This is a genomic window from Clostridiales bacterium, assembly GCA_015243575.1.
GTDB lineage: Bacteria > Bacillota > Clostridia > Peptostreptococcales > Anaerovoracaceae > Anoxybacterium > Anoxybacterium hadale.
This window is the reverse complement of sequence record CP042469.1, coordinates 1,465,812-1,490,770: the sequence shown is the minus strand read 5'-3', so window position 1 is coordinate 1,490,770 and position 24,959 is coordinate 1,465,812. Positions and strand designations below refer to the sequence as shown.

Sequence of the window (24,959 nt, the reverse complement as noted above, 5' to 3'; positions counted from 1 at the left end):
AGGATGGAAAAAATGAAACGGAACTATTTAAGCCTATTGCTGATGGTTTGCATGGTTTTTACCGCGCTGCCGTCTGGTGTCTTTGCATTTGATTCGGGCAGCGTTGAGGCAGAATCTGCAGGAACTGAGAATGAATTCCCAGTGATCGAAGCGCTGGATGCAGCCATGGAACAAACTGCCGCACCTCTCACGGCGGCAGAGTATGCTACAAATGCTAACAGCGGCACCGACTACCTCATTTCGGATGACACCACACTCATTATAATGACCGCCGTGGGCGCCGCCTATTGGTCGGCAAGCGGCGGGACCTATCTTGATTACAACGTTAAGCTGGATGACGATATCGACATTTCTGAATTTCAATGGACGCCAATTGGCTCCGTTGACGAGAATGGGGATCAGGTTCCCTTTACCGGCAGCTTTGATGGTGGGGGGCATCGACTCTCTGGTGTGAATTTTGCCGGTAACAGGCAGTTTTCGGGATTGTTCGATACGGTGAAGAACGCGGTTATTAAAAACATAACCGCCAGCGGCAGCATCCGCATTACTGATGGAGCAAGTGATTGGGTAAAGAGCAAAGCAGGCATTGCGGCAGGGTTCATCTGCAACGTAACGGACAGTACCATTATAAACTGTCACAGTGAGATGAACGTTACAGTCGATATTGCCGAATCTTCCGCGGGAAGCGCTGCTGGCTTCATAGCCGCAGGAATCGCAGCCTTTGCAGGGGACAATGTAATCATCGACAGCTGCTCCAATAACGGTGAGATTTCAGTCCGTGGAACAGATCTGGTTCTTGTGGGAGGGATTATCGCTGATATGGAGCTGCTCACTGGAAGCTCTTCCATCAAAAATTGCTCCAACACCGGCGCACTGACGGCAGAGATCCCTGATTCCAATGGTTCATTCAGCATTATAATGCTTGGCGGAATTGCGGGAACTAAGATTAGTAGCGAGAGCGATGAGCATAGCAATGCCACAGTAGAAAACTGCTACAACACCGGTAATCTCGATGCAGGCTTAGCGAGCATTGCCTTTACAGGCGGTATCGCGGGATATCAATTAGGAGGTAGCCTTGATACCATCAGCAATTGTTATAACGTCGGTACGGTAACCAGCACTGCCAATCTGGTCAATTCTTCAGCAGGGATCAACGGCACAAGCTTTTATGAAAGCGGAACTTACAGCAGCTATTGGAAAACCGGTACTGCAGACATCTGTGTGAATGATGGCTTAGCTTTCAATTGCGGCACCTTTGATACAGAGGGATTCCTTGACGCAGCCACAGACAAAAATGCAGGAAGCCAGAGAGTGGAGCACGGCTTACGCTACGGCAGGAATCTCCTAACTGCGCTCAACGGCTGGGTACAGGCGCAGCCTGCGCCTGCGGATTACAAAAGTTGGGTAGTGAAGCCCGGTGTCAACAATGGCTATCCCATTTTTAACACAGTTGAAAACCCGGGAACGGTTCGCAAAGCGGCTCTGGACTTAAGCATACAGACTTCTGATGAGGACAAGCTTTCTACCGAAGGCTGGGCGTGGTATTTTGCAGGAAACGAAACCTTGCATTATGCGGAGAAAACACTCGTTCTATCCGGCTTGACACTACATGCAACGGAATCAATTGCTTTAACCGTTCCGGATGGCACGACCATTGTGCTGGCGGATGATACGATCAATACCATAGTGGGCGGCAATGCCACCTCGGACAGCGGGCCAGCTTCGGCTTACGGCGTCTACTGCCCGGGCGCGCTGACCATCCTCGGCGATGGAACCTTGAACGTTTTCTCTGGAAAGGCAACCTGCACAATGGAAGAATTCAATGGATATGAAGGTAAAAGCGCAGGGATTTACAGTACGGGAAATCTGATTCTGACTGGTGACGCCGCAATAAACGCGACCGGCGGCGAAGCTACCTCGCTCTACGAAAATGGGCATAGCACCGGTATTATGAGTGGAGCAGTGATGACCATACAAAGCGGAACCATTATAGGGATCGGCGGTAACACCGCATATGAACGGGAAGGCGCCAATGCGGTCAGCAACGGAATCTTTGCGTCCTCTGTAAAGATCAACGGCGGAACTGTTACTGCATACGGCGGTAGTGATGCAGGTGAGAGCTGCGGCATTTTTACCTCTTCCGTTGAAATCGTCGGAGGCAATGTCATCGCAGCGGGCGGCAGCGGATCTGTCGATGTAAGTGAGGGGATCTTTTCGTTCATGCCCATTAAAATCACCGGAGGCGTGGTCAAGGCTACCGGCGGTACAGCAAAGGGCGATGGCACCTTTGGCATAAGCATGGGTCTGTTCTCCTTCCTTGGTATAGAAATCAGCGGCGGCACCATTATCGCTACAGGGGGTGAGGCCTCCAAAGACAGTTATGGCATCTATACTCCAAATACTGTCTCAATCACTGGCGGAACAGTGGAAAGTACCTCCGGAGACACTGGAACCGGCAGCTATGGCATTTACAGCGGAAGTGAAAATGAAGGCGGAGCAATCACGCTCACGATTACCGGCGGCAGAGTCACAGCCAAGAATGGAGAAGCGCCCGACAAGGCCGCGATCATCGCCTTCAATTCATCCTCCGAACCCAATTCTACCTTCACTCTCACCATCGGCAGCGCTGCAAAACCAGCCTCGATTGAAAATGCCACCGACGGTACCAATGTGATCACAGCCAGCAGAGGAAGAATCACAAGCGGAAAGCTCCTGATGTTTGGCGGTGATGCTGTGGTGGTCAGTTGGAAGACTTCGGGCGGGAACGGTGGAGGTGGGGGCAAAGGATCAAATACTCCGCCTGTGATCAAAAATCCTGAAGTGGCAGTCAGTAATGTACCTGTGGTCAGTGACGGGCATCTGTTCAGCGACATTGATGCTCATTGGGCCAAAGAGGATATTCTGTTTGTGGTGAGCAGAGGCTTGTTCGCCGGCACGGGAAGCGATAAATTCAGCCCCGATTTACCTATAACAAGGGGAATGCTTGTGACTGCACTGGGGCGGCTGGCTCAGGCTGACGTTGGCAATTACAAGGAGAGCAGCTTCGTCGATGTACCCGCAAGTGCATATTATACCGGCTATGTGGAGTGGGCACATCAAAGCGGTATCGTGAATGGTATGGGCGGCGGGAAGTATGCACCGGATGCCGTTATCACCCGACAGCAGATGGCGGTAATGATCGACCGATATGCGGCAATGACTGGCTTCCAGCTTCCGGCTTCCCATAAAGAAAACAAGTTTGCAGACGGAGACAAAATCAGAAGCTGGGCCAAAGATGCTGTGGAACGGGCACAATTGGCCGGTATCTTGAACGGCAAAACCGGCAATCTTGTAGATCCTGACGGCAATGCCACTCGGGCAGAGGTTTCCTCGGTGCTCAGACGATATATCGAACTTTCTAATGCAAATGATAAAACAAATCAATAACAGGAGCGTTTCCTCCATCAAAATCTGCGTATTCTGCCGCAAAATCTGCGGGAAATAGCAAACCTATTGTAGAATTTTGACGAACTCACTACACTGGATGAAGATTGAAAGATGATTATAGAGTATTGATATTAATTAAAGGAGGAAATCACCATGTCCATAGAACAAATCATCACGCTTGCAAAGGAGAGGCTTGGTAAGGATATCACCGAACAGGAAGCTCAGGACTACATCAACGGCAAAACAGCCATCCCCGACGAGGCACTTGACATTGTAAGCGGCGGAGGGGATTGTGCCCTAAAAGGCCATTGTCCTGTGTGTCTGCAACTTCTTTCTATCGGACCATACGGTTATCCTTACTGCAATAATCCCAACTGCTCTCAGTACCATTTAGTAAAATGACCAATACCGGCTCAGCTACCAGCCGGTCAGCACACTAACATTCATAAGGAGATATCAACATGAGCAGCAACACCATTTTCCGTAAAGCAAGTCTTGACCGGGTGTCGTCACCGGATCAGCTCAATGACTACATAAAGATTTCCAGGCCCGGCGTATGGCTGATTTTGGGAACAGTGATCGTGCTGCTCGTCGGAGTCTGTGTCTGGGGCGTGTTCGGCATCCTGACCACCACGCAGGGTGTAGTAATCGTGGTAGAGGAAGGAAAGGCCCTTTGCTACGTCACCCCTGAGGAAGCAAAAAACCTCGTATCCGGAATGGAGGTGCGAGTGGAGGGCAGCACAGGCAGTATTGCCTCTGTCCCGTCAAGGCCCGTGAAAATCACTGACCGTTTTGATGAATATACGCTCTATCTGGGGGGATTGAAAACCGGCGACTGGGTAGTGGCAGTGAACGTGGATATTTCGATTCCAGAGGGCGTTTATACGGGAGAAATTGTTCTTGAGACCATCTCGCCCATCTCCTTCGTTCTGAATTGAGGCAACTTATGGCAGCGAATCAAAAGAAACTGAAAAAACCAATCGAAAAGGGATATGCCAAGGTTCCTGTTGTGATGCAGATGGAAGCACTGGAGTGCGGTGCGGCAAGCCTGTGCATGGTGCTGGCCTATTACGGCAAGTGGGTGCCGCTGGAACAGGTGCGTGTTGATTGCGGCGTTTCCCGGGACGGATCCAAAGCGCTCAATGTGCTGAAGGCTGCGCGCAGCTACGGTCTCAGCGCCCAGGGCTACCGCTATGAGCCGGAGCAGCTTAGAGAAAATGGACGCTTCCCATGCATTATCCACTGGAACTTCAATCACTTTGTGGTGCTCGACGGCTTTAAGGGAAGCAAGGCATACATAAACGACCCAGCCAAGGGGTCGTACACTGTTTCCATGGAGCAGTTTGACAAGTGCTTCACCGGGGTGTGTATCATTTTTGAGCCGGATGAAACCTTCGTCCCGGAAGGAAAGCCCAAGAGCACCTGGAACTTTGTGAAAAAACGTATGGTGGGTACCGGAGCATCGGTTGCTTTTGTGATCCTTACCACGGCCATCACCTCGCTGATGGGCATTATCAATCCTGCGTTTTCCCGGGTATTTCTGGATCGATTGCTTACCGGAAAGAACCCTGAGTGGTTTTACCCATTCCTGCTGGGCCTTTCTTTGGCAACCGTCGTAACGCTGATTGTTGCGTGGGTGCAGGCGGTCTATACGTTGAAACTAAACGGTAAGCTGGCTATTGTGGCGAATTCATCCTTTTTGTGGCATGTACTGCGGATGCCCATGGAGTTTTTCTCTCAGCGCATGGCCGGGGATATTGCCATGCGGCAGTCTCTCAACGAAGGGATTGCAAACGCCCTGATTGCTACCTTTGCACCGCTGGTGCTGCAGACGGGAATGATGGTATTTTACTTAGCCGCTATGCTACGGTACAGCTTACCGTTGACAGTGGTGGGACTTGTCTCCATTCTTGTAAATCTCGTTATGGCTCGGGTCATCTCTGAGAAACGGGTCAACTCCACCAGGGTGCAGATGCGCGATGCCGGCAAGCTTGCCGGTTCCACCGTTGCGGGGATCGAAATGATCGAGACCATCAAGGCCAGCGGCTCGGAAAACGGATTTTTTGAAAAGTGGGCGGGATATCAAGCTGGTGTGAACACGCAGACGGAGAAGTTCGCTCATATCAACCACTATTTGGGGCTGGTGCCGATGTTGGTTGAGTCGCTAACCTCCACTACGGTGCTGATGCTGGGCGTTTACTTGACCATGAAGGGCCAGTTCACCGTTGGTATGATTTTGGCGTTTCAAGGATTTTTAAGCGGCTTCAACGGACCGGCTCATTCCCTCATCACAGCGGGGCAGACCATTCAGGAGATGCGCACCAATATGGAACGGATCGAGGATGTCATGGAGTATCCTGCCGATGTGAATTACGACGAAGGACTCGATGGAACCGCCGAGTACGGTAAGCTAACCGGGGAGGTGGAAATGATGGATGTGACCTTCGGCTATTCTAAGCTGGATGCACCGCTCATTGAGCATTTCGATCTGCATCTGAAGCCGGGAAGTCGTGTCGCATTTGTCGGCTCCTCGGGGTGCGGTAAGAGTACGCTCAGCAAGCTGATCTCAGGACTGTACCAGCCCTGGGGCGGTGAGATCCGATTTGACGGCAAGACCATCGGGGAGATCAATCGCAGCATTTTTACCGGTTCGGTGGCGGTGGTGGATCAGGACATTATTCTATTTGAAGATACCATCAGCAATAACATTAAGATGTGGGACAGCTCCATAGAGGACTTTGAAGTCATCATGGCCGCTCGGGATGCCAGCCTCCACGAAGACATCATGGGAAGGGACGGCGGATATTCCTATCAGCTGATGGAGGGTGGCAAGGACTTATCCGGAGGTCAGCGGCAAAGGTTGGAAATTGCAAGAGTTTTGGCCCAGGACCCGACCATCATCATCCTGGACGAGGCGACTTCTGCTCTGGATGCAAAGACCGAATTTGAGGTGGTCAACGCCATCAAAGCGCGTGGTATTACTTGTATCGTTATCGCCCATCGACTCTCTACCATCCGGGACTGCGACGAAATCATCGTGATGGAAAAGGGTAAGGTTGTGGAACGAGGGACTCACGAGGAGCTATATGCCAGAGGCGGGGTCTATACCTTGCTTGTGTCGAGCGAATGAAGGAGGCTGAAGCTGATGGGATGGTTTGACGAACAGATAAAACAACGGATACAGGCGGACGAGGACGCCTTTTCTGAAGCATTTTCCTCCATGGCGGGGGCTGTCATGGGGCGGAGCATGGAGCGGCTTCTTTCGGATGACCGTCAGAAGACCAAAAATGCAATGGACGAGATTTTGAAATTTTACCGCATTAAGTCCGTGGAGCTGCCGGACGAATTAACAGACATCAATGAACAGCTCGAATATCTGCTGCGGCCCTCCGGTGTCATGCGGAGAATGGTCCATTTGGAGGGAGCATGGTATCGCAACGCGGTTGGAGCGTTCCTCGGAACCCTCAAAGCCGGCGGAGTGGTAGCGCTGCTGCCGCAAGGGCTTTCCGGCTATGCCTTTTTCGACCATGCCAATGGTAAAACCGTGAAGTTGAACAGGGAAACAGCAGCAATGCTGGAAATGGAAGCCATCTGCTTTTACAAGCCGCTGCCGCTAAAGAAGCTGAGCATCCGAGACCTGCTCGTATACATTGCCCAGACCCTCTCTGCGGCTGATTATGCACTGGCAGGTATTGCCACATTGGCAGTCACCCTCATCGGGATGCTGGGCCCGAAGCTCAATAACATCATCTTCTCCAGCGTCATCACAAAAGGTGATCTGCGATTATTTACTGCGGTGACTGTGATGCTGGCGGCAACCGGTATTTCATTCCTGCTTATGAGCACGGTGAAAAGCATCGTCATCGAGCGGATGCAGACGAAAACCGGAACGGCGGTGCAGGCCGCCGCCATGATGCGCGTATTGTCTCTTCCTGCAGAATTTTTCAAGGAATACAGTGCAGGTGAGCTTTCAGCCCGTACGCAAAGCATCAATACGCTTTGCAGTATGCTGGGCGGCGCGATTCTGACCACAGGACTCACTTCGGTATTTTCCCTTGCGTATCTTGCTCAGATCTTTACGTACGCACCGGCACTAATCATGCCAGCGATTACTATTACATTGGCGACAGTTCTGTTTACGCTGCTCTCAACACTGATGCAGATGAAACACTCGCAGCAGATGATGAAGCTCTCAGCCAAGGAATCGGGCTTGATTTATTCCTTCGTAAGCGGTGTGCAGAAGTTAAAGCTTTCCGGTGCGGAGAAACGAGCGTTTGCACAGTGGGCGGCACTCTATCGCCAAAAGGCAAGCTTAACCTACGACCCGCCCATGTTCTTAAAGTTAAATGCAGTCATTACCACCGGAATTTCATTGGTGGGCAACATTGCTCTGTATTATGCAGCGGTGAAATCCGGCGTGTCTGTAGCGGACTATTTTGCATTCAACGTTGCCTATGGTATGGTGAGCGGTGCGTTTCTGTCTCTGTCAAGTATTGCGATTACGGCGGCGAATATCAAGCCGGTGTTGGAGCTGGTAAAACCCATTTTGGAGACGGTTCCGGAGGTATCCATCGGTAAGAAGGTGCTCACTCGCATATCAGGGGGCATCGAGCTGAACAACGTCTCTTTTCGCTATAGTGAGAGCATGCCTCTAATCGTCGACAACCTGTCTCTCAAAATTCGACCGGGGCAGTATGTAGCTCTGGTAGGCAAGACCGGCTGCGGAAAATCCACGCTCATGCGGCTGATGCTGGGCTTTGAGATACCTCAAAAAGGAGCCGTCTATTATGACGGCAGAGATCTTGCCACAGTAGATCTCAAATCGCTTCGGCGGCGCATTGGTGTTGTGATGCAAAACGGTAAGCTTTTCTCCGGTGATATTTTTTCAAACATCACCATCTCAGCCCCATGGCTATCAATGAAAGAAGCATGGGAGGCGGCGGAGCGATCAGGCATTGCAGACGACATTCGGAACATGCCCATGGGAATGCATACGATGCTTTCTGAAGGCAGCGGCGGCGTTTCAGGAGGACAGCGACAGCGGCTTATGATTGCACGGGCGGTGGCGCCCAAGCCTCGCATCCTCATGTTTGACGAGGCGACCTCTGCTTTGGACAACCTGACCCAAAAGACTGTAGCTGATTCGCTGGCAAGTCTCAAATGCACACGCATTGTGATCGCCCACCGGCTTTCCACCATCAAGGAGTGCGATCGCATTATCGTGCTGGACGCAGGAAGGGTGATTGAGGACGGCAGCTATGATGAGCTGATTGAAAGAAACGGCAGCTTCGCGGAGCTGGTAGCACGCCAGCGCCTTGATGACAGCGAATTTGTAGGAAAAACAACATTGTTTTAAATAAAAGGAGGACAAAAAAATGACAGAAAAGAAAAATTTAAACGAGCAGACAAATCTGAAGGAACAGACAAATCTGAAGGAGCATGATAATCTCCTCACGGATGAGGAAATGAACAGTGTGGCCGGCGGGTGTGTGAATGCGTTTGAAAGTGGTTCGATACCAAGTTCAGGAGGCTTGAGCCAGGACCCTGTCAACACTAGAAAAGACGTAGAGGAACAGTTCAAACCGAAAACACCTTCAGGACCGTTTCCTCAAAACTGTGGTTAAGAAAGGACGGTATATTATCGTGGTGAGCATCGAAGCGGGAGAAAAAGGAGGATGAATTTATGACTTCACGACAGACCCCCGACGTGATCGGCACGTCAGCGGCAGGATGGTGGATCATAACATCAACCGGGTGCTGCGCGAATTTTGAACGGCAGGAGAGTGCATTGGCCTGTGCGAGGGAATGTTGGTATTGCAAATATGCTGACTTCCGTGAAAACACTGCTCTGCAAAAGCATTACGGCACATGCCGCCGAAAGAGCAGCAAACCGTCGGTCAAACTGTCTGATGAGGATCTGGATGAAGTAGTGGGCGGTGTGTCGGTCGAATCTGATCAGGCATCATACCAATGTCAATGCGGAGCCGTATTCAGCTTTCGGGTAAACGAATGCCCGATCTGCTATAACAGAGAAATACAGAAAATCCAATAGAGAGGATGCAAGCAATGAAAGAAATCAGGATCACAGAAAGTAACATGAAGGAGGCGTTGGCACAAATCGACACGCTGGAGGGACTTCGCCCCAAAGACAGAGGCTGTCTGCGGCTTCTCGCAGAAGAGATGTTTTCCATGTGCAGGGAGCTTTTGCATACAGACGTTATGGACTTCGAGATAAGACAAGAGGAAGGGCAGTATACGTTGCGTACGATCACCAAAGCGCAAGTGACAGAAACGGCGCGAGAGCATTTCCTCTCCATGAGCAGCAGCGGCAAAAACGCTGCGAACCAAGGAATCAGGGGATTGATGGGCATTATTATGGAGGTGCTGGCTTTCGAGGGGCGTCTGGCCCTTTATGAATCAGCCTGGTCATACGGGCTGCAGACACCGGGAATTGATTACGCTTCTGTGTGGACGCTGTCACAGTATATTGAATCCGCTCCAAAAGAGGAGGTCAACAGCGAGTGGGATGGCATGGAAAAATCCATCATCGCAAATTTTGCTGACGACGTATCCATCGGTATTCGAAGCGGCAAGCTGGAAATCACAGTAACCAAAATGTTTTAATGAGCTCAATCATATGGAGGAATCAAGAATGACAATTAACAAAATTTTAAACGCAACCGAATTAACTGTGGCCCTGTCCGGACGCCTGGACACCACCACAGCACCTCAGCTGGAAGCGGAGCTGAAGGCTTCCATGAATGGCGTGGAGTCCCTTGTTTTAGATTTTTCAGAGCTGGAATACATATCCTCTGCCGGATTACGCGTGCTGTTATCTGCACAGAAGGTAATGAGCAAGCAGGGAAAAATGGTGATCCGCCATGTGAACGAAACCATCCTGGAAGTGTTTGAGGTCACTGGGTTTACCGACATTCTGACGGTGGAATAGAACGTGAAAAAAGGCGGCATAGCAATGATTGTCCGCCAATTGGAGATAAAGATGAATTTTGAAGCGGTAACATTGAAACACAAAAAAATAATTAACCCGTACCTGTATCAGTACGGAGAAAGCTCATGTCAGCATTCCTTTGCGGCCATGTTCTGCCTGGCGGATAAATACTGTGACTCCGTCTGTGAAAATGACGGGTGGCTGTTTGTCCATCGCGCCGGCATCAGCAGTAAAACGGAAAGAGCCTATCTATTCCCTATGGGGGACTATTCCAATGAGGGCAGGCTCAGAGGCGCAATCGAGGCGATTCTTGAAGACGCACATCGCTATGGAGCAGCAGTTCGTTTTGAAACCTTGACTGCAGCGGCGAAGGATGCAGTAGTGAGGCTGTTTCCGGGCAAGTTTTCGGTAACGGCGCTCCGTGATTATTCGGAGTACATCTATACTTATGACAAGCTGGTGAATTTGCCTGGACCCCAATTGCGATCCAGACGGTATGATATCAGATCCTTCTACCGCAACTATGGCAGCAGGACTCACATCGAAATAATCGAAGAGAAGCACCTGGACGAGATCCGGCGGTTTCAGAAAATGTGGCTTGAAAATCGGCTGAATGGTGAGGAGGACGCACAGCTTGAGCATGAAAATATTGCAATACAGCTTGGGCTTTCCAACTATGCAGAACTGGAATTCACAGGCATCGTAATGTATATTGATCATGTTCTGTGCGGCTACGCATATGGTGTACCGCTGTCAGCAAGCAGCTTTGATGTGATTATCGAAAAGGGTGACCGCAGAATTCCTGATATATACAGGGCGCTGAACCGTGATCTGGTGAGGATATGCTGCAGCGAATACCAGTATATCAATCGTGAGGAGGATGTTGGGGTCGAAGGCTTAAGGCGGGCAAAACTATCCTATTACCCTGATATCCTGCTTGAAAAATATCTGCTGCGCGAGGTGATCAATGAATAAAACAGAAGCAAACCTTTCGCTTTTTATGATCACTTTTTTCGCAGCGATCCAGTACGTTTTTCTTGCCAATGTTCCGGAGTCCGTTTCAAACTTTGCGTTTCTGACCATTACGTATCTGATCGGCTTTTGTTTCATGCTTGCCCTATTTTGGGGCGAGCTGTTTCGGATCAACAAAGGTCAGATTCTGCAAAGTTTGATCCTGTCCGTCGAGGTGTTTGGATTCAACCTTTTCTTACTGCTTGGAACCTCAGGGGTAGGTGCTACTGTCAGCGCATGCGTGCTTTCTGCATATTTTGTATTTATCCCTGGTCTTTCGTTTGTACTTTACAAGAAAAAACCGGAGCGGTCCAGCCTCATCGGGATTGGAGTGGTACTTGCAGGCTTGTTTCTGATCATGAATACAGATCTTACAGGGGCGCTGAATATCCATATCCTTTATCTTGTGGCAGCGGATGTTTTTGTTGCTGTATACATCATAATGACCGGAGATTTTACAGCAAAATCCAATCCGTCCATCCTAGCCATGGGCCAGATGTTCTTCAACGCAATTTTTGCTCTGGTATTTTGGTTTGGTGAGGCAAAGGTTAAGAATATCACCATGTCACTGCCATCTGATGCTGCGTTCTGGTGGAGTGTGCTGTTTATCAGCCTCTTTATCCGTGGACTGTATAGCGTTGTGCAGATATACGCCCAAAGATATGTCAATGCCCTGGACACCTCATTGATTTTTTCTACCGAAATTGTTATCACTATGCTGATGTCTCCTGTTCTTGCCAGCTTATTTGGTACACAAGCCGAAACCATCACTTCCTGGAAGCTTGCAGGAGCAATCGTAATGATAGCGGGCATTTTGATTGCAGATTCCTCTTTTACTATGGCTGTGAAAAGGAGGCTTGTACATGAAAAAGACTGATTATGAGAAGCAAGTCTCACTGATATTGATTTCGGCAGCGGTATATTTTTTGCTGGATCTACCTGTAAGAATGACCGGCTTTCTGGATTTCGGTGCTTATATTGGGATTAAGAACTTTCTTCCCGTCACGCTGGGTCTGCTGTTTGGCTGGTGTGGAACCATTGGCTGCTTGATTGGAAGTATGCTGGCTTCTGTGATAACTGCCGCGACGCTGCCTGAACTGCTGTTTGAACAAAGCTGTATTTTGGTGACGGGTATGGGGATGTGGCTTTTGTGGCACGCAGGAGTAATACCACACAGAGTTCAATTGAAAAAGAAAGCCGATTATTTCAGATATATTTGGCTGAACGCTTTTCTTGCAGCAGTATGCGGTGCAATAAGCTTTGTGTTCCTGTCGGTTGGGGCATTTCTGACAGTACTGATTGCTTATCTTTCGATGAATTTATTAGTGGGAATTCCGATTATTATTCTGATGACCTCCATTATATGTGTTATTCCGGTTCTTCCGCCCTGGGCGCATATACTGCCGGATGTTTCCGGCAGCGTTGATTCCGAGCCGGGCAGTCTTGACAACTTCAATGATCTGCTAGAGGAATATTTCCTGCTCCGTAAAATCAACAGAAAAAATCTGTATGGCATACAGAACTGCATTGAAGAAGTGATGATCAGGATCTTTGCTGAACAGCCTGACACATCGGTCGCGATTCAATTTTATGAGAACGACAGCTTTTCTCTTTGGTTTACGTATCAGGGCAGCCGTTACAATCCCTTTGTGGCAGGCAAAGAGGAAGCATCAGAGGATATGTTCGGACTCCAGCTGATAAAGTACCGTGCACTCCGCGCGTCATACAAATACCGACGGGGAATCAACAAAATTCATATTGTAATTTAAGGGGGCACAGATCAATGGATAAAAAAAGAAGGCCGATTCGAAAAAAAGTACAGACTATGGTTCTTGCCATATCGGTCACGGCATTGCTGCTTACCAGTGTTGTAAGCGTTATCAGTATGTTGAAGATACAAAGTGATGTGCTTTCAGCAGGCAAGGAGCTGGGAGATACCGCTGCTAAGAACGGAGAGGACGCACTGCTCACACAAATGGAACAGAATCTGCTTGATATCGTTTCAAGCAAAGCAAAGCTTGCAGACGCGGAGCTTGGCAAATTTTCTGGCTATACCGGTCAATTTGCAGCATATGCCGATCGGCTTTATAACAGCTCATCCAATTTTATCCCGGTGGAGGTGCTTCCTCCCAATAAAGAAAATTCAAATAATCTTATGATGCAGCGTTATCTGGCCAGCAAGAACATTTCACTGCCAGATATTCACGATGAAATAAAGCTGCTGGGGAACCTGGAATATGTTTTCAAACCCATCATCACCGCTGAAAAGGAGATGATCACCACAATTTACATAGGAACAGAGAGCGGGTTTATGCTCAGCTATGACAATCGATCGGATTTGGGGGACAAGACCGCTGCCTCCGAGGAATATTACGATTACTTCGACGCTTCCTGGTATACTGCTGCAAAGGAAGCTGGGAAACCCGTATTTACCGATACCTATCCCGATACCTATGGACGGGGCCTGACCATCAGCTGCGCAGCACCGTTCTACGATGAAGCGGATCGCTTCGCCGGTGTGGTCTGTATGGATATTCTGATCACCGATCTTAATCAAACGATCATAGACATAGACCTTGGAAAGAGTTCTTATGCGATGCTCATCGATAGAAATGGAAGAATCATCGCCTCTCCGCAAATGACATCGGAGCAGACCGAGTTTGACGATATATTGAAGGATCCCTCACTTCCGGCTTATGAAGCAAAGGACGATTTGCTCAGCGGAAATACAGGTGTCACCCTGACATCAACAGATATTTATTATGCTTATACACCGGTTGCCTCTGCGGAGTGGACCCTTGCCATCCATGTTCCTGCATCGGATATCACGGAACCGGTGGCACAGATACGCGACAGCATCAACACCAAAACCGATGATACTGCGGCATCCATGCGTAAGAATATATTGACGGCAATTTTGATCTTTGTTCTATCCTTTGCAGCCATTATATTCATCGTTGTAATCCTTACGAGGCGTTTTGCTGTACAGCTGACGATGCCATTGCTGTCTCTGCGAAACGATGTGGGTGAGATCAGTGGGGGGAATCTGGAATACCGGGCACAAATTCATGACAATGACGAAATCGGAGATTTGGCAGGTTCCTTCAACAATATGGCACTCTCTCTGGAACAGTATATTAACGACTTAACTTTTGTAACAGCCGAGAAGGAACGCATCGGAGCAGAGCTGGACGTGGCCAAGCACATTCAGGCCAGCATGCTTCCCAGCATCTTTCCAGCTTTTCCAGAACGGCCAGAGCTCGATATCTACGCGACGATGACTCCCGCCAAGGAAGTGGGAGGAGACTTTTACGACTTCTTTCTGGTAGACGACGACCGGCTTGCCATGGTGATGGCAGACGTATCCGGAAAGGGTGTTCCGGCGGCCCTGTTTATGGTAATCGCAAAGACACTGCTCAAGAACGTGGCCCAGACAGGACTTTCTCCCAAAGCGGTGCTAGAAAAAGTGAACAATCAGCTCTGTGTGGGAAATGAGGCAGAAATGTTTGTCACGGTCTGGCTGGGTGTTTTAGAAATTTCCACAGGCAAAATGACCTGTGCCAACGCGGGACACGAGTACCCGGTGATCAAACGGGCAGGCGGAAGCTATGAGCTGATCAAGGATAAGCACGGCTTCGTGCTTGCGGGAATGGAAGGGACTCGTTACAAGGAGTACGAGCTGCAACTGGATTCCGGCGACCGACTGTATCTCTATACCGATGGTGTCGCTGAGGCCACCGATACCCACAACGAGCTTTACGGCACCGATCGAATGATCCATGCACTGAACCGGTATAAAGACGTGGATTGCGCGACCCTGCTGCACCGGATGAAAGAGGAAATCGACGCCTTTGTTGGAGAGGCTCCGCAGTTTGATGACATTACCATGCTGAGCCTGGAGCTTAGACCGCAGAACGGCCATGGCATGAAAAAGCTGAAAGTGACCCCAACGCTGGCATCTATAGAAGAGGTCACCGCATTTGTGGAGCAAGAGCTGGAGGCCGCAGAAATTCCCATGAAGGTGACTGCACAAATGAACATCGCAGTGGACGAGATTTTCTCTAATATCGTCCGTTACTCAGGTGCAAGCGATGCTACCGTGGGTGTGAGTGTGGAAGACGGTCATGTTACATTGCGCTTTGCCGATAATGGCCGCCCCTATGACCCAACGGAGAAACCGGACCCGGATACAACACTTTCTGCCGAGGAACGGGACATCGGCGGCCTTGGGATTTTTATGGTAAAAAAATTCATGGACACAGTGGAATATGAATATCAGGACAGTCTCAACATTCTGACGCTGACAAAGCAGATTTAATGGAGAAGGGCACGGAGGAAACAAACGTGAAGCGAATATTTTCATTTTTTATAGCAATGGCAATGGCTTTGTCAATGACAGCCTGTAGTCTTAATCAAGGACAGAACGCAGATACGGCAGCTGCGCAGAACGAAACGACATCATCAGAAAAGCAAGCAGCTCAGCAGGAGATTCCATGGGATTTGCGTGCAATTTATCCCGACGAGGCGGCGTTTGAAAAGGAATATTCTCAGACGGAGGCTCAAATAAAAACCGTTTCCGCGCTGCGCGGCAGATTGAATACCACAGACGGCGTCGTGGGCTATTACGCTGGCTTTGATGAGATGAGCCGTCTTGCCGGGCGTCTTGATGCCTATGCCACACTGCAGGTTCAAAAAGATCAATCCGACAGCAAAGCCAAGGAGCTGGTTGGCCGGGTGTCCAATTTACTTACCAGGATGTCCACAGAAACAGCCTTTGCTCTGCCGGAGCTGTTTGCAAACAGTGACAGCTTCCTCGACAAGGTGGCTGGTGATCCGCGCATGAAGCCTTACCTCATATGGTTTCATCGTGACCGCGCAGAAAGTGACCATGCACTGCCGGAGCGGGAGGAACAATTGCTGCAGCCGCTCTATCAGATGCGGGATGGAGCCTACAATCTGTATGCTTCTCTGACCGGTAGTGATCTGACATTTCCAAAGATCAAATTTCCCGATGGCACAGAGGTTCCAGCAGATGAGAATCATTATGCTGCGGCCTACAATAAAAATTATAGTCAGGAGTTTCGTATCGCGTACTACGATGCCATGATGCAGACCTACGGAGCGTTCCGCAACACCCTTGCCCAAAATCTGCACAATTATTATACCGCTGTAACCCAAAGCGCATCCCTCCACAAGTATGGCTCTGCACTGGAGGCGGATCTGGCGCCGACGGATACGCCCATTTCGGTTTACAACGGCGTTCTGAATGCTGAAGAAAAGACAAAGCCGTCGCTGGACCGGTACTTTTCGCTGCTTAGAAACTCACTGGGCACGACAAAGCTCTATAGCTTTGAGACCAACGCAAGTATCGCCAAGGATCCTGGAACAACCTTTCCATATGAAGATGCCCGAACGCTTGTGAAAAAGGCACTTGCGCCACTGGGGAATGATTATGCAAATCAGCTGGATGTGATGCTGGAGGGCGGTGCCATCGACGTCTACCCCGCAGAAAACAAGTCAACCGGCGCTTTTGCCATGCCGGTATCCGGTACGCATCCCTATATTCTCCTTAATTATACCGAAGATTATAACAGCGTTTCCACGCTGGCACATGAGCTTGGACACGCGGCACATATGCTGTACTCGCAAACCCAGGAAAGCAGCTACGGACAGAATGTCTCCAGCCTGACAAGCGAGGTAACAAGCACACTGAACGAGCTTCTGCTCTCAGATTATATGATCCAGAATGCCAAAACGGAGGAGGAGCGGCAATATTACGCTGCGGAGCAGCTGTCCACGCTGTACAAGTCGTTTTTTACCCAGGCGTTCTTCGCCCGCTTCCAGGAGGCTGCGGTTCGAGAAGTGGAGAATGGCGGCACTCTGACTGCGGATAAGCTGGACGAGCTGTGGCTTGAAACAACCCGGGACAGCTACGGACCGGAATACGCGGTAACGGATTCCTACGCTGCAGGCTGGGCTCGGATTCCCCACTTCTACAATGGCTTCTACGTTTATCAGTATGCTGTTGGCATCTCTGCCGCATGCAATATAGCTGACCGTATTCAGTCCGGTGATGCGGGTGCTGCGGAGGATTATCTGACGTTCCTCAAGGCTGGAGACAGCGGTAACGTTGTGGATCTTCTAAACCTTGCAGGGGTAGATATCTCTAACGGAAATTATATCAATGCATTCACTGCGCGGTTTGAACGGTTGCTCAAGGAATTTGAGTGAGCGAAACAGGAAAGAAGCTACCGTCAAGTTGCATGGCGAAAACAACCAGCTATCACGGGAGAATAACCACAGAAGAACAATCGCAGGAGAACAACTACATGAAGTATATTGATATCGAACATTGGTCCAGAAAAGAGCATTTTCAGTTCTTTTCCCGCCGAACATTCCCATTTTACAACATCACTTTGCCCCTGGATGTGACCAATCTCTATAAAAGGGTCAAGGAGGATGGGCTGTCCTTTTACTACGCGATGACTTATATCGTCACCAATGTAATGAGTGGTATTGAAGACTTTCGATATAAGATTCGCAATGATGGTGTGGTCATCGTAGACCGGCTTCACCCCAGCTTCGTCACGTTTGACGAAACGACCCATCTCTTAAAGATCATAGATATAGAGATAACCCCCGGTATGGATCTCTCTTCCTTTTGCGCTGCTGCTTCCAAAGCCGAAAGGGAGATGACGAGCCATTTCTCCACATCGGAATCCAGCGTCAGGGATGATTTCGTCTATATCTCCTGCACCCCCTGGTTTTCGTTCACTTCCATGAGTCACGCGGCAGACTGCAATCCTAACGACTCAGCCCCCCGGATTGCCTGGGGGAAGTTCGAATGGAAGGATGGTAAGGTGACGATCCCTTTTAACGTACAGTTAAATCATCGGCTCCTGGACGGCTACCACGTACATCTGCTGATGGAGGGGATCGAAAATTTCATCCAGGGGTATCAGGAGAAGATATCCTGATACCCATTCAGGATCAGCAGGAGAAAGTACAATGAAACCCATCCAGAACCAATAGGAGGAAATATTATGAATCATAGAGGATTACAAGTTTTGGTTTTGACCATTGCGCTGGTAATGGGTCTGTTCTCCGGTTGCCGTGATGAGACAGTACCTGCGGTATCTGAGGTGAAGGTACTGACCATGGAAAAGGGAGCCGAGGTCAATACTGCGGCATACCTGCTGGAGCATTACAAGACTGTCACCTACGCCCAGCTGGACTATGTTGGCGGAAATACGATGCATTTGACCTACTATAAGGACAATGACGGAAATTATTGCGTTACAGAAGATGATTCCGGCTATACCGCTTATCGAACAGATTTTCTCGATTTCTCCCGGGAAAAGGGAAAATCTACGTTTACTGTCTCCGCCAGGAAAGATCTCTATGTCAGCGACTATCTGTTCATGGTGAAAGGCAGCGAGTTTACATCCCAAACAACGGACACCAACGGCAATCTGGTCTGTGAAACACAGGCTGATATCAGCCAGGACTACGCAGATCAACTTTCAGAGTCGTGGCCGGCGACCACCAAGGACAAGATGGTGACAACGACTGTCTTTGCTGCAGATGATTTCCGTGTTCTGTCCATTGATTTCAGCCTTCTCCGTCCCGACGGCTCGGAATCGAAGATCGCCTCCGGCGTGATGCTCTACGATCAGGAGCTGCAGCACACGGATGCAGTACAGGGCTATCTGGATGCAGAAAAATGTACCGTGACCGTTCAGATGGAGGATGGCAGTACACGGACTGCGGAAATTCCCAAGGGGGAAGCCTTTACCTGGGTTTGTGACGACGGATATGCTCTCTACTTAGACAATCTGGGAAAAACGCTGGTTCCTGAAGAATCTGACCCGGTACAGAACCATGAAACATTGTATTGTCTGCCTAAAAAATGAACATATAGCGGTACTGCCCGCCAAAAAAATGATTCATGTAACACTGTACTACCTACCCAGTAAACGCAGGAGGAGTTTATTATGAAACGATTCTTACTATGTGTGATCGCCCTATCGCTGCTCTCGACTTTGACAGCCTGCAACAGTCCGCCAACGCAGGCTCCCGTACAGGGGCTAAAGGGTAACATTCCCACGGAAGCATCTCTTTGCGGAAATGCGGCAGAACAAGAAAGTTGCGACTCGTTGTATGACACCTCCCTGTACCATTCCCTGAAAATGGGAGAGGTTAATGAAGTGGAGTACTTATCCCTGTCTGAAATGTTGTTGGCAGTCAATTCGGGGAAAGCGGACTGGATGTATGTCCCCTATCAGACTGCCAGGTACATACAATACCGGAATACGGAGATGACATTGATGGTGGATGCTTCGCTCCTCTATTATTATTCAATGCTCACCAGAGATACAGATGCGAAACTCTGTCAGGAGATTGACGGTGCCATCGGTGAAATGCGAACTGACGGTTCTCTTGACACCTTGACGAAGCAATATCTGTATAGCGGGGGAGAGCGCTCTGTCGGCGTGATCAAAATGCCCGACGATTCCGGAACCAAAACCATTAAAATCGGTGTCACCGGTGATTTTCCTCCAATGGATTATATTGCCTCTGACGGTAACCCGGAAGGATTCAATGTAGCGCTATGCGCCGCTATAGGGGAAAGGCTTGGGGTCAATATCCAGCTGGTAAGCGTTACCGCAGAGGCGCGGCTGACGGCACTTTCAAGCGGTATGGTGGATGTACTATTCTGGCAGCAGAGCTTTGGAGGTGAAGCAGAAGCCTTTGATGGCGTTTGTGTCACCCAATCCTATTTCCGTGATTTTGGCGCTGCGTTAACTTTGCATTATTCCTGGGAGGACATCGCGCAGCGATACGGGCTTCTCGTCAAGGAAACGGATGAAACAATAAAACTGTAAGGAAAACGAAATGCGAAAAACAACAAAACCCATGAGGAAAACAAAAGGAGAAAAACAATAAAACAGTAAAGAAAACGAAATCGGAAAATTAATGAAAACAGTAAGGAGATCAAAATGAGAGAAGGAACAAACAAAACAAAGACAAGAACAGGAATGGTCTTATTTCTTGCAGTAGTTATGCTGTTGACGTTTGCCGGCTGCGGAGGGAAGGCAGCGGCTGTGCAATCACCAAACAACGATCAGGGCCAGGAGCAAACCGTTCCCGTGCAGGGGTATCTGTCGATGCTGGATTTTGAAAAAGAACAACGGATGTCCTTTTGCATGGAACCTCCCTATCCTTCGCTTTCCTTCGGGGAGTATACCCGCCAAAGCTATCCCTCTCTTTCCGAGTTGCAGCTTGCGCTGAACGGAGGCAAAATCGATTGGGCATATTTGCCCTATGATACCGCGAAATACATGCAGGGGGAGAACACTGATTTGACGGTGGTAGTAGACGCCAGTGTTATCTATTCCTACGCAATGGCGGCGCGGGAAGAGGATTCTGTGTTGGGAGAGAAGCTGGACAGTGCTATTTCCTCGCTGCGTGAGGACGGTACGCTTTCTGCACTGGAAGATCAATACATTTATTCCGCAGAGGGACTTTCAGAGAAAGCCGCAGCTCCTGTAAAAATAGAAGGCGCTCCAACGGTTCGTATCGGCCTGACAGGCAGCCTGCCGCCATTCGATTATGTTTCCGCAGACGGTATCCCGGCAGGGTTCAATGTAGCCTTTGCAAATGCGCTGGGAGAGCGGCTGGGTATGAATATTGAACTGACTACGGTAGAAGTGGACGCCCGCCTTACAGCACTTGTAAGCAAAAAAATTGACGTGGTATTCTGGATGATGGTTGATGATTCTGCTGAGGACGCAAATGGCAAGGGTGTGTCTATAACCCAACCCTACCACAAATCCTACGGCGCTGCCATTATTAAGGATTACCCGTATGAAGATATTCTGAGCCGCTTTGGACTGCTGAAAAAGGGCGGAGAATAAGGGTAGTTCTAATACTATGAAAGGGGGTGATCCCATGTCCTTTTATGACATTTTTTATAAAACACTGATTGCCGGCGGCTCCTATCTCACTCTTTGGAAAGGCCTGTGGGTTACCGTGGAGATTTCGCTGCTGTCCATCCTAATGGGTACGGCGCTTGGGGCCTTGATATGCGCTGCAAGAATGTGTAAAAACAGGCTGCTAAGGAGTGCTGCGGCGCTATATATCGCCGTTCTGAGGGGCAGCCCGGTACTGCTGCTGTTGATGCTGATGTACTACGTAATCTTTGCCAGAAGCGAGCTGTCAGCGCCTCTTATTGCGGTTGCGGCCTTTTCTCTGAATGTCTCTGCCCACACGGCAGAGTGTTTTCGGGCTGCACTGACCGCTACCGACAAGATGCAGGCTGAGGCAGCCAGGACGCTGGGGTTTTCCGGTTGGCAGGCTTTTCTGATCATTTCTCTGCCACAGGCTGTAACCATTGCAAAGCCCACCTATCAATCCGCACTGGTAAATCTGATCCAATGGACCAGTGTGGTTGGCTATGTGACCATTACTGATCTGACCCGTGTTATCAACAACATCGGCAGCCGTACGATGCAGCCGCTGTTCATGATTCTGGTGGGGATGCTTCTGTATTTAGCACTTGCCTATCTTTGTTACGGAATCTTTGCTCTGGCAGAAAGGATTTCTGAGAAAAGAGCCGAAGGGAGGAGATCGCGATGAGTATCATTCAAGTGGAGCACCTTTTCAAATCCTTCGGTTCGCTTGAAGTTTTGAGGGATGTCTCGCTTACGGTTGAGGAAGGAGAACGCATTGTTATCATCGGCGGCTCTGGGTGCGGCAAAAGTGTGCTTCTGCGCTCCCTTGATCTGCTTGAAAAGCCGGATGCAGGACGCATCCTCATTGATGGAGATGAAATAACCGCCCGGGGCGCCGATGTGAACCGCATCAGACAGAAAATGGGCATGGTCTATCAGGGATTTCATCTATTCCAGCACATGGATGTACTGGACAATCTGACGCTGGCTCCCACCCGCTTGCGGGGGATGTCCAGGGCTGAGGCAGAAGAAAAAGCCGCAGAGCTGTTGAAGATGGTAAGTTTGGAGAGCCGAAAGCACGCAATGCCGGGGGTTCTCTCCGGCGGTCAAAAACAGAGGATCGCTATTGCCAGGTGCCTTGCCATGGAGCCGAAGATTATGCTCTTTGACGAACCCACCAGTGCGCTGGACCCAACCATGGTGGGCGAGGTACTTGCTACGATGCGAATGCTGGCCAAGCGCGGTATGACCATGCTGATTGTAACCCACGAGATGGCCTTTGCCAGGGAGGTGGGGACACGGATTCTCTACCTTGATGAAGGAGGGATTTACGAGCAGGGTACCCCGGAAGAGATTTTCGACCGGCCCCAAAAGCCGAAGACCAAAGCCTTTATTCAAAAAATGAAATACTTCTCCCAGAAAATCGACCGGCGTGATTTCGACCTGATGCAGCTTCAGGGAGGGATTCAGGGGTTTGCAGAAAAGTATGGGATCGGAGATAAATTTGCTTATCGGCTCCAACTTTGCGCCGAGGAATTGGTTTTTGAAATGCTTTCCGGTGCGGTTTCAGAGGAAGCCGAAGTAAAGCTGGAAGTGAATATCAGTTACAGCGAAGCGGACAAATCCATCCTGCTGGAGCTGATCTGCAGCGGCAGTAAGTATGATCCATTCTCAACCGATGAGGATGACGAGACGCACCTGGGAGTCACCATTTTAAGGAATGTAGCAAAAGATATGTCCTTCGCTTACCACGATGGTATCAATCAGATCAAGGTGAGGCTATAAGAAGAGCTCCGCGTTGAAACGTTATAAAGAGTTGCTAAAAAATCTAAACGACTTATTACATAATTGGAGGGAATGACTATGACAAAAGAAAAAATAATCGCACTTGCCAAGGAAAAGCTCGGCAAGGAGATCACCGAACAAGAAGCACAGGACTACATCGACGGCAAGACCGCACTTCCTGACGAGGCGCTTGATATCGTCAGCGGCGGTGGAAATTGCCTGAAGGAGACGTGTTACAAATGCGGATCGGAGGATCTGACCTGCATAAACTTAACGTACACATGCAATCGCTGCGGACATTCGTGGGAGATGAGTATCGGGGGCTAAGGGGTAACGGTAATGTTTTATAAGCTTTGCAAGCCATATCGTCTGCGCGGCTGGGACGGCCTGCCATTTTGCCTCACAAGCCCTCATGCACTGACGCCTCGCTTGCTGTCTCGGGAAGAATTTGCGGTGCTTTTGTGCTGTGACGGTATGACCGAGTTCGGTAAGGACATCGATGATGGCGACGAAAAAATTGCCAAAATCCTACGGTCTATGCTGGACGGCGGCGTGATATCCGCTGCGGAATCACCCTCAGAGATCATGGAGCTTCAAAAATTTCGAAAATACCCCAATGGACATATCCATAGTGTGATTTGGAGCATCACCGGTGACTGCAATCTGCGATGCAAGCACTGCTACATGTCGGGGGGGAGAAATCAATATCAAGACCTGACGAAAGATCAGCTATTTGATTTAATTGCCCAGTTTGAAGAGGCGGGCGTGATGGAGGTTGAGCTATCCGGCGGAGAACCGCAGATGTCACCCTATTTCTGGGAGCTCGTGGATGAGCTTTCAAACCGAAATATACATATTTCACACGTTCACACGAACGCCACGCTGCTTAATGATGATTTTTTTGCCGATATGAAGAAACGCGATTTGTACTGGACCTTTGATTCCAGCCTTGACGGGGTGGGAACACACGACGATCTGCGCGGCACGCCGGGCGCTGAGATCTCTGCCATCGCTTCCCTACGAAAAATCCGCAGGGAAGGGTATCCACTGCTGGTAAATTCCAAGTTTCATACAGATAGTGTTCACACCGTTTTAGATACTTATGAATTGATGAAAGACATCGGCGTGACAAGCTGGAAGGTCAGTTTCGTGTTTCCCATTGGCGAGGCGGTTTCCAGCGTTCCGTCTGCACCGGCTGTTTGCTGTGTCGAATATCTTGAACTGTTGAAACGCTATAGAGCGGACGGTAATCCCTTTGATTTAAACCTTATAGAGGGTTTGGTAAAGGGGCACCGCGGCGGCGGATTTGCCTATTGGGAGAACGATAAAGAGGATGCGTTCAACCAGCAGCGTGTATCCTGCGGTCTGTGCCGAAACCGTCCCTATATTCTCCCTGACAGTACCCTTGTACCGTGTATCGGCTGGGTGTCAACTCCTGTAGAAGCGATGCTGCCGAAGCTTTCGAAAATGCCCTTGTCGAAAATCTATGCAGATCCCAATTCTCAATTCCGTAAACTTGTAGGAATCAAGGTTTCGGATATTACGGAACGAAATGAGGAATGCCGCCAATGTGCGTATAAATTGACTTGCGGAGGCGGCTGCCGCGCAGACGCCCTTGCGACAAATCACGGCAGCGACGCTATCTACAAGCGGGGGATGATGTTATGCAGCGTTTACAAAGGCGGATTTATGACAAAAGTCAAGGAAATCTGCAAATAATCATAATTTCCCTGGGGCGAGCTTGAAAGCACGCATTGCGCCACCCAAAAAAACCTATATCTTACAAAACAAACGCTGATGAAACGGCCTACGCGTGTCGAATAAATCAGCGCTTC

Annotated in this window: 22 protein-coding genes; all 22 read left to right on the top strand. The window is 49.6% G+C overall.

All coding sequences use genetic code 11. The annotated features are described in order from the left end of the window. Window positions 1-3 precede the first annotated feature (3 nt). A complete protein-coding gene (locus tag FRZ06_06485) occupies window positions 4-3,426 on the top strand; it encodes a hypothetical protein (protein ID QOX63014.1) in 3,423 nt (1,140 codons plus the stop codon). A 153-nt stretch (window positions 3,427-3,579) separates the two neighbouring features. Beyond that, complete coding sequence (locus tag FRZ06_06480; protein QOX63013.1) at window positions 3,580-3,828, top strand: hypothetical protein; 249 nt, start codon at window positions 3,580-3,582, stop codon at window positions 3,826-3,828. Window positions 3,829-3,887: 59 nt separating this feature from the next. Next, window positions 3,888-4,364: a hypothetical protein gene (locus FRZ06_06475; protein ID QOX63012.1), complete on the top strand. Its 477-nt coding sequence runs from the start codon at window positions 3,888-3,890 to the stop codon at window positions 4,362-4,364. An 8-nt stretch (window positions 4,365-4,372) separates the two neighbouring features. Next, window positions 4,373-6,556 carry an NHLP family bacteriocin export ABC transporter peptidase/permease/ATPase subunit gene (locus FRZ06_06470; protein ID QOX63011.1) on the top strand — a complete coding sequence of 728 codons (2,184 nt, stop codon included), beginning with the start codon at window positions 4,373-4,375 and terminating at the stop codon, window positions 6,554-6,556. Window positions 6,557-6,571: 15 nt separating this feature from the next. After that, the gene (locus tag FRZ06_06465; protein ID QOX63010.1) at window positions 6,572-8,782 is read left to right on the top strand and encodes an NHLP bacteriocin export ABC transporter permease/ATPase subunit; all 2,211 of its coding nucleotides are present in this window, start codon (window positions 6,572-6,574) and stop codon (window positions 8,780-8,782) included. 19 nt (window positions 8,783-8,801) lie between these two features. Next, a complete protein-coding gene (locus tag FRZ06_06460) occupies window positions 8,802-9,050 on the top strand; it encodes a hypothetical protein (protein ID QOX63009.1) in 249 nt (82 codons plus the stop codon). A gap of 59 nt (window positions 9,051-9,109) precedes the next feature. Beyond that, window positions 9,110-9,478: a hypothetical protein gene (locus FRZ06_06455; GenBank protein QOX63008.1), complete on the top strand. Its 369-nt coding sequence runs from the start codon at window positions 9,110-9,112 to the stop codon at window positions 9,476-9,478. A 14-nt stretch (window positions 9,479-9,492) separates the two neighbouring features. Beyond that, complete coding sequence (locus FRZ06_06450; protein QOX63007.1) at window positions 9,493-10,050, top strand: hypothetical protein; 558 nt, start codon at window positions 9,493-9,495, stop codon at window positions 10,048-10,050. A 28-nt stretch (window positions 10,051-10,078) separates the two neighbouring features. Next, window positions 10,079-10,375, top strand: a complete 297-nt coding sequence (locus FRZ06_06445; protein QOX63006.1) for an STAS domain-containing protein — start codon at window positions 10,079-10,081, stop codon at window positions 10,373-10,375. A gap of 3 nt (window positions 10,376-10,378) precedes the next feature. Further along, a complete protein-coding gene (locus FRZ06_06440; GenBank protein QOX63005.1) occupies window positions 10,379-11,350 on the top strand; it encodes a DUF2156 domain-containing protein in 972 nt (323 codons plus the stop codon). Beyond that, the gene (locus FRZ06_06435; protein ID QOX63004.1) at window positions 11,343-12,263 is read left to right on the top strand and encodes a DMT family transporter; all 921 of its coding nucleotides are present in this window, start codon (window positions 11,343-11,345) and stop codon (window positions 12,261-12,263) included. Before FRZ06_06440 ends, FRZ06_06435 begins: the two co-directional genes overlap by 8 nt. Continuing rightward, complete coding sequence (locus tag FRZ06_06430; GenBank protein ID QOX63003.1) at window positions 12,250-13,155, top strand: hypothetical protein; 906 nt, start codon at window positions 12,250-12,252, stop codon at window positions 13,153-13,155. Before FRZ06_06435 ends, FRZ06_06430 begins: the two co-directional genes overlap by 14 nt. Window positions 13,156-13,169: 14 nt before the next feature. Then, complete coding sequence (locus FRZ06_06425; protein ID QOX63002.1) at window positions 13,170-15,704, top strand: SpoIIE family protein phosphatase; 2,535 nt, start codon at window positions 13,170-13,172, stop codon at window positions 15,702-15,704. Beyond that, on the top strand, window positions 15,704-17,617 hold the full coding sequence (locus FRZ06_06420; protein QOX63001.1) for an oligoendopeptidase F family protein: 1,914 nt from the start codon (window positions 15,704-15,706) through the stop codon (window positions 17,615-17,617). Before FRZ06_06425 ends, FRZ06_06420 begins: the two co-directional genes overlap by 1 nt. Further along, on the top strand, window positions 17,614-18,363 hold the full coding sequence (locus tag FRZ06_06415) for a chloramphenicol acetyltransferase (GenBank protein ID QOX63000.1): 750 nt from the start codon (window positions 17,614-17,616) through the stop codon (window positions 18,361-18,363). The genes FRZ06_06420 and FRZ06_06415 overlap by 4 nt, the downstream gene beginning before the upstream one ends. 66 nt (window positions 18,364-18,429) lie before the next feature. Continuing rightward, window positions 18,430-19,299 carry a hypothetical protein gene (locus tag FRZ06_06410; GenBank protein QOX62999.1) on the top strand — a complete coding sequence of 290 codons (870 nt, stop codon included), beginning with the start codon at window positions 18,430-18,432 and terminating at the stop codon, window positions 19,297-19,299. Window positions 19,300-19,380: 81 nt separating this feature from the next. Beyond that, complete coding sequence (locus FRZ06_06405) at window positions 19,381-20,271, top strand: transporter substrate-binding domain-containing protein (protein ID QOX62998.1); 891 nt, start codon at window positions 19,381-19,383, stop codon at window positions 20,269-20,271. A gap of 114 nt (window positions 20,272-20,385) precedes the next feature. Then, window positions 20,386-21,303, top strand: a complete 918-nt coding sequence (locus FRZ06_06400) for a transporter substrate-binding domain-containing protein (GenBank protein ID QOX62997.1) — start codon at window positions 20,386-20,388, stop codon at window positions 21,301-21,303. A 34-nt stretch (window positions 21,304-21,337) separates the two neighbouring features. Further along, entirely contained in the window at window positions 21,338-22,024 is a 687-nt protein-coding gene (locus FRZ06_06395; protein QOX62996.1) for an ABC transporter permease subunit, read from the top strand. Continuing rightward, on the top strand, window positions 22,021-23,124 hold the full coding sequence (locus FRZ06_06390; GenBank protein QOX62995.1) for an ATP-binding cassette domain-containing protein: 1,104 nt from the start codon (window positions 22,021-22,023) through the stop codon (window positions 23,122-23,124). Before FRZ06_06395 ends, FRZ06_06390 begins: the two co-directional genes overlap by 4 nt. Before the next feature lie 78 nt (window positions 23,125-23,202). Next, a complete protein-coding gene (locus tag FRZ06_06385; protein QOX62994.1) occupies window positions 23,203-23,451 on the top strand; it encodes a hypothetical protein in 249 nt (82 codons plus the stop codon). Between the two features lie 12 nt (window positions 23,452-23,463). Continuing rightward, the gene (locus tag FRZ06_06380) at window positions 23,464-24,843 is read left to right on the top strand and encodes a radical SAM protein (GenBank protein QOX62993.1); all 1,380 of its coding nucleotides are present in this window, start codon (window positions 23,464-23,466) and stop codon (window positions 24,841-24,843) included. Window positions 24,844-24,959 lie beyond the last annotated feature (116 nt).

What these genes read in the sequence shown, in the direction of transcription:
- FRZ06_06485 (QOX63014.1), top strand. Translation starts at nt 4, where the DNA reads ATGGAAAAAATGAAACGGAACTATTTAAGCCTATTGCTGATGGTTTGC.
- FRZ06_06480 (QOX63013.1), top strand. Translation starts at nt 3,580, where the DNA reads ATGTCCATAGAACAAATCATCACGCTTGCAAAGGAGAGGCTTGGTAAG.
- FRZ06_06475 (QOX63012.1), top strand. Translation starts at nt 3,888, where the DNA reads ATGAGCAGCAACACCATTTTCCGTAAAGCAAGTCTTGACCGGGTGTCG.
- FRZ06_06470 (QOX63011.1), top strand. Translation starts at nt 4,373, where the DNA reads ATGGCAGCGAATCAAAAGAAACTGAAAAAACCAATCGAAAAGGGATAT.
- FRZ06_06465 (QOX63010.1), top strand. Translation starts at nt 6,572, where the DNA reads ATGGGATGGTTTGACGAACAGATAAAACAACGGATACAGGCGGACGAG.
- FRZ06_06460 (QOX63009.1), top strand. Translation starts at nt 8,802, where the DNA reads ATGACAGAAAAGAAAAATTTAAACGAGCAGACAAATCTGAAGGAACAG.
- FRZ06_06455 (QOX63008.1), top strand. Translation starts at nt 9,110, where the DNA reads ATGACTTCACGACAGACCCCCGACGTGATCGGCACGTCAGCGGCAGGA.
- FRZ06_06450 (QOX63007.1), top strand. Translation starts at nt 9,493, where the DNA reads ATGAAAGAAATCAGGATCACAGAAAGTAACATGAAGGAGGCGTTGGCA.
- FRZ06_06445 (QOX63006.1), top strand. Translation starts at nt 10,079, where the DNA reads ATGACAATTAACAAAATTTTAAACGCAACCGAATTAACTGTGGCCCTG.
- FRZ06_06435 (QOX63004.1), top strand. Translation starts at nt 11,343, where the DNA reads ATGAATAAAACAGAAGCAAACCTTTCGCTTTTTATGATCACTTTTTTC.
- FRZ06_06430 (QOX63003.1), top strand. Translation starts at nt 12,250, where the DNA reads ATGAAAAAGACTGATTATGAGAAGCAAGTCTCACTGATATTGATTTCG.
- FRZ06_06425 (QOX63002.1), top strand. Translation starts at nt 13,170, where the DNA reads ATGGATAAAAAAAGAAGGCCGATTCGAAAAAAAGTACAGACTATGGTT.
- FRZ06_06420 (QOX63001.1), top strand. Translation starts at nt 15,704, where the DNA reads ATGGAGAAGGGCACGGAGGAAACAAACGTGAAGCGAATATTTTCATTT.
- FRZ06_06410 (QOX62999.1), top strand. Translation starts at nt 18,430, where the DNA reads ATGAATCATAGAGGATTACAAGTTTTGGTTTTGACCATTGCGCTGGTA.
- FRZ06_06405 (QOX62998.1), top strand. Translation starts at nt 19,381, where the DNA reads ATGAAACGATTCTTACTATGTGTGATCGCCCTATCGCTGCTCTCGACT.
- FRZ06_06400 (QOX62997.1), top strand. Translation starts at nt 20,386, where the DNA reads ATGAGAGAAGGAACAAACAAAACAAAGACAAGAACAGGAATGGTCTTA.
- FRZ06_06395 (QOX62996.1), top strand. Translation starts at nt 21,338, where the DNA reads ATGTCCTTTTATGACATTTTTTATAAAACACTGATTGCCGGCGGCTCC.
- FRZ06_06390 (QOX62995.1), top strand. Translation starts at nt 22,021, where the DNA reads ATGAGTATCATTCAAGTGGAGCACCTTTTCAAATCCTTCGGTTCGCTT.
- FRZ06_06385 (QOX62994.1), top strand. Translation starts at nt 23,203, where the DNA reads ATGACAAAAGAAAAAATAATCGCACTTGCCAAGGAAAAGCTCGGCAAG.
- FRZ06_06380 (QOX62993.1), top strand. Translation starts at nt 23,464, where the DNA reads ATGTTTTATAAGCTTTGCAAGCCATATCGTCTGCGCGGCTGGGACGGC.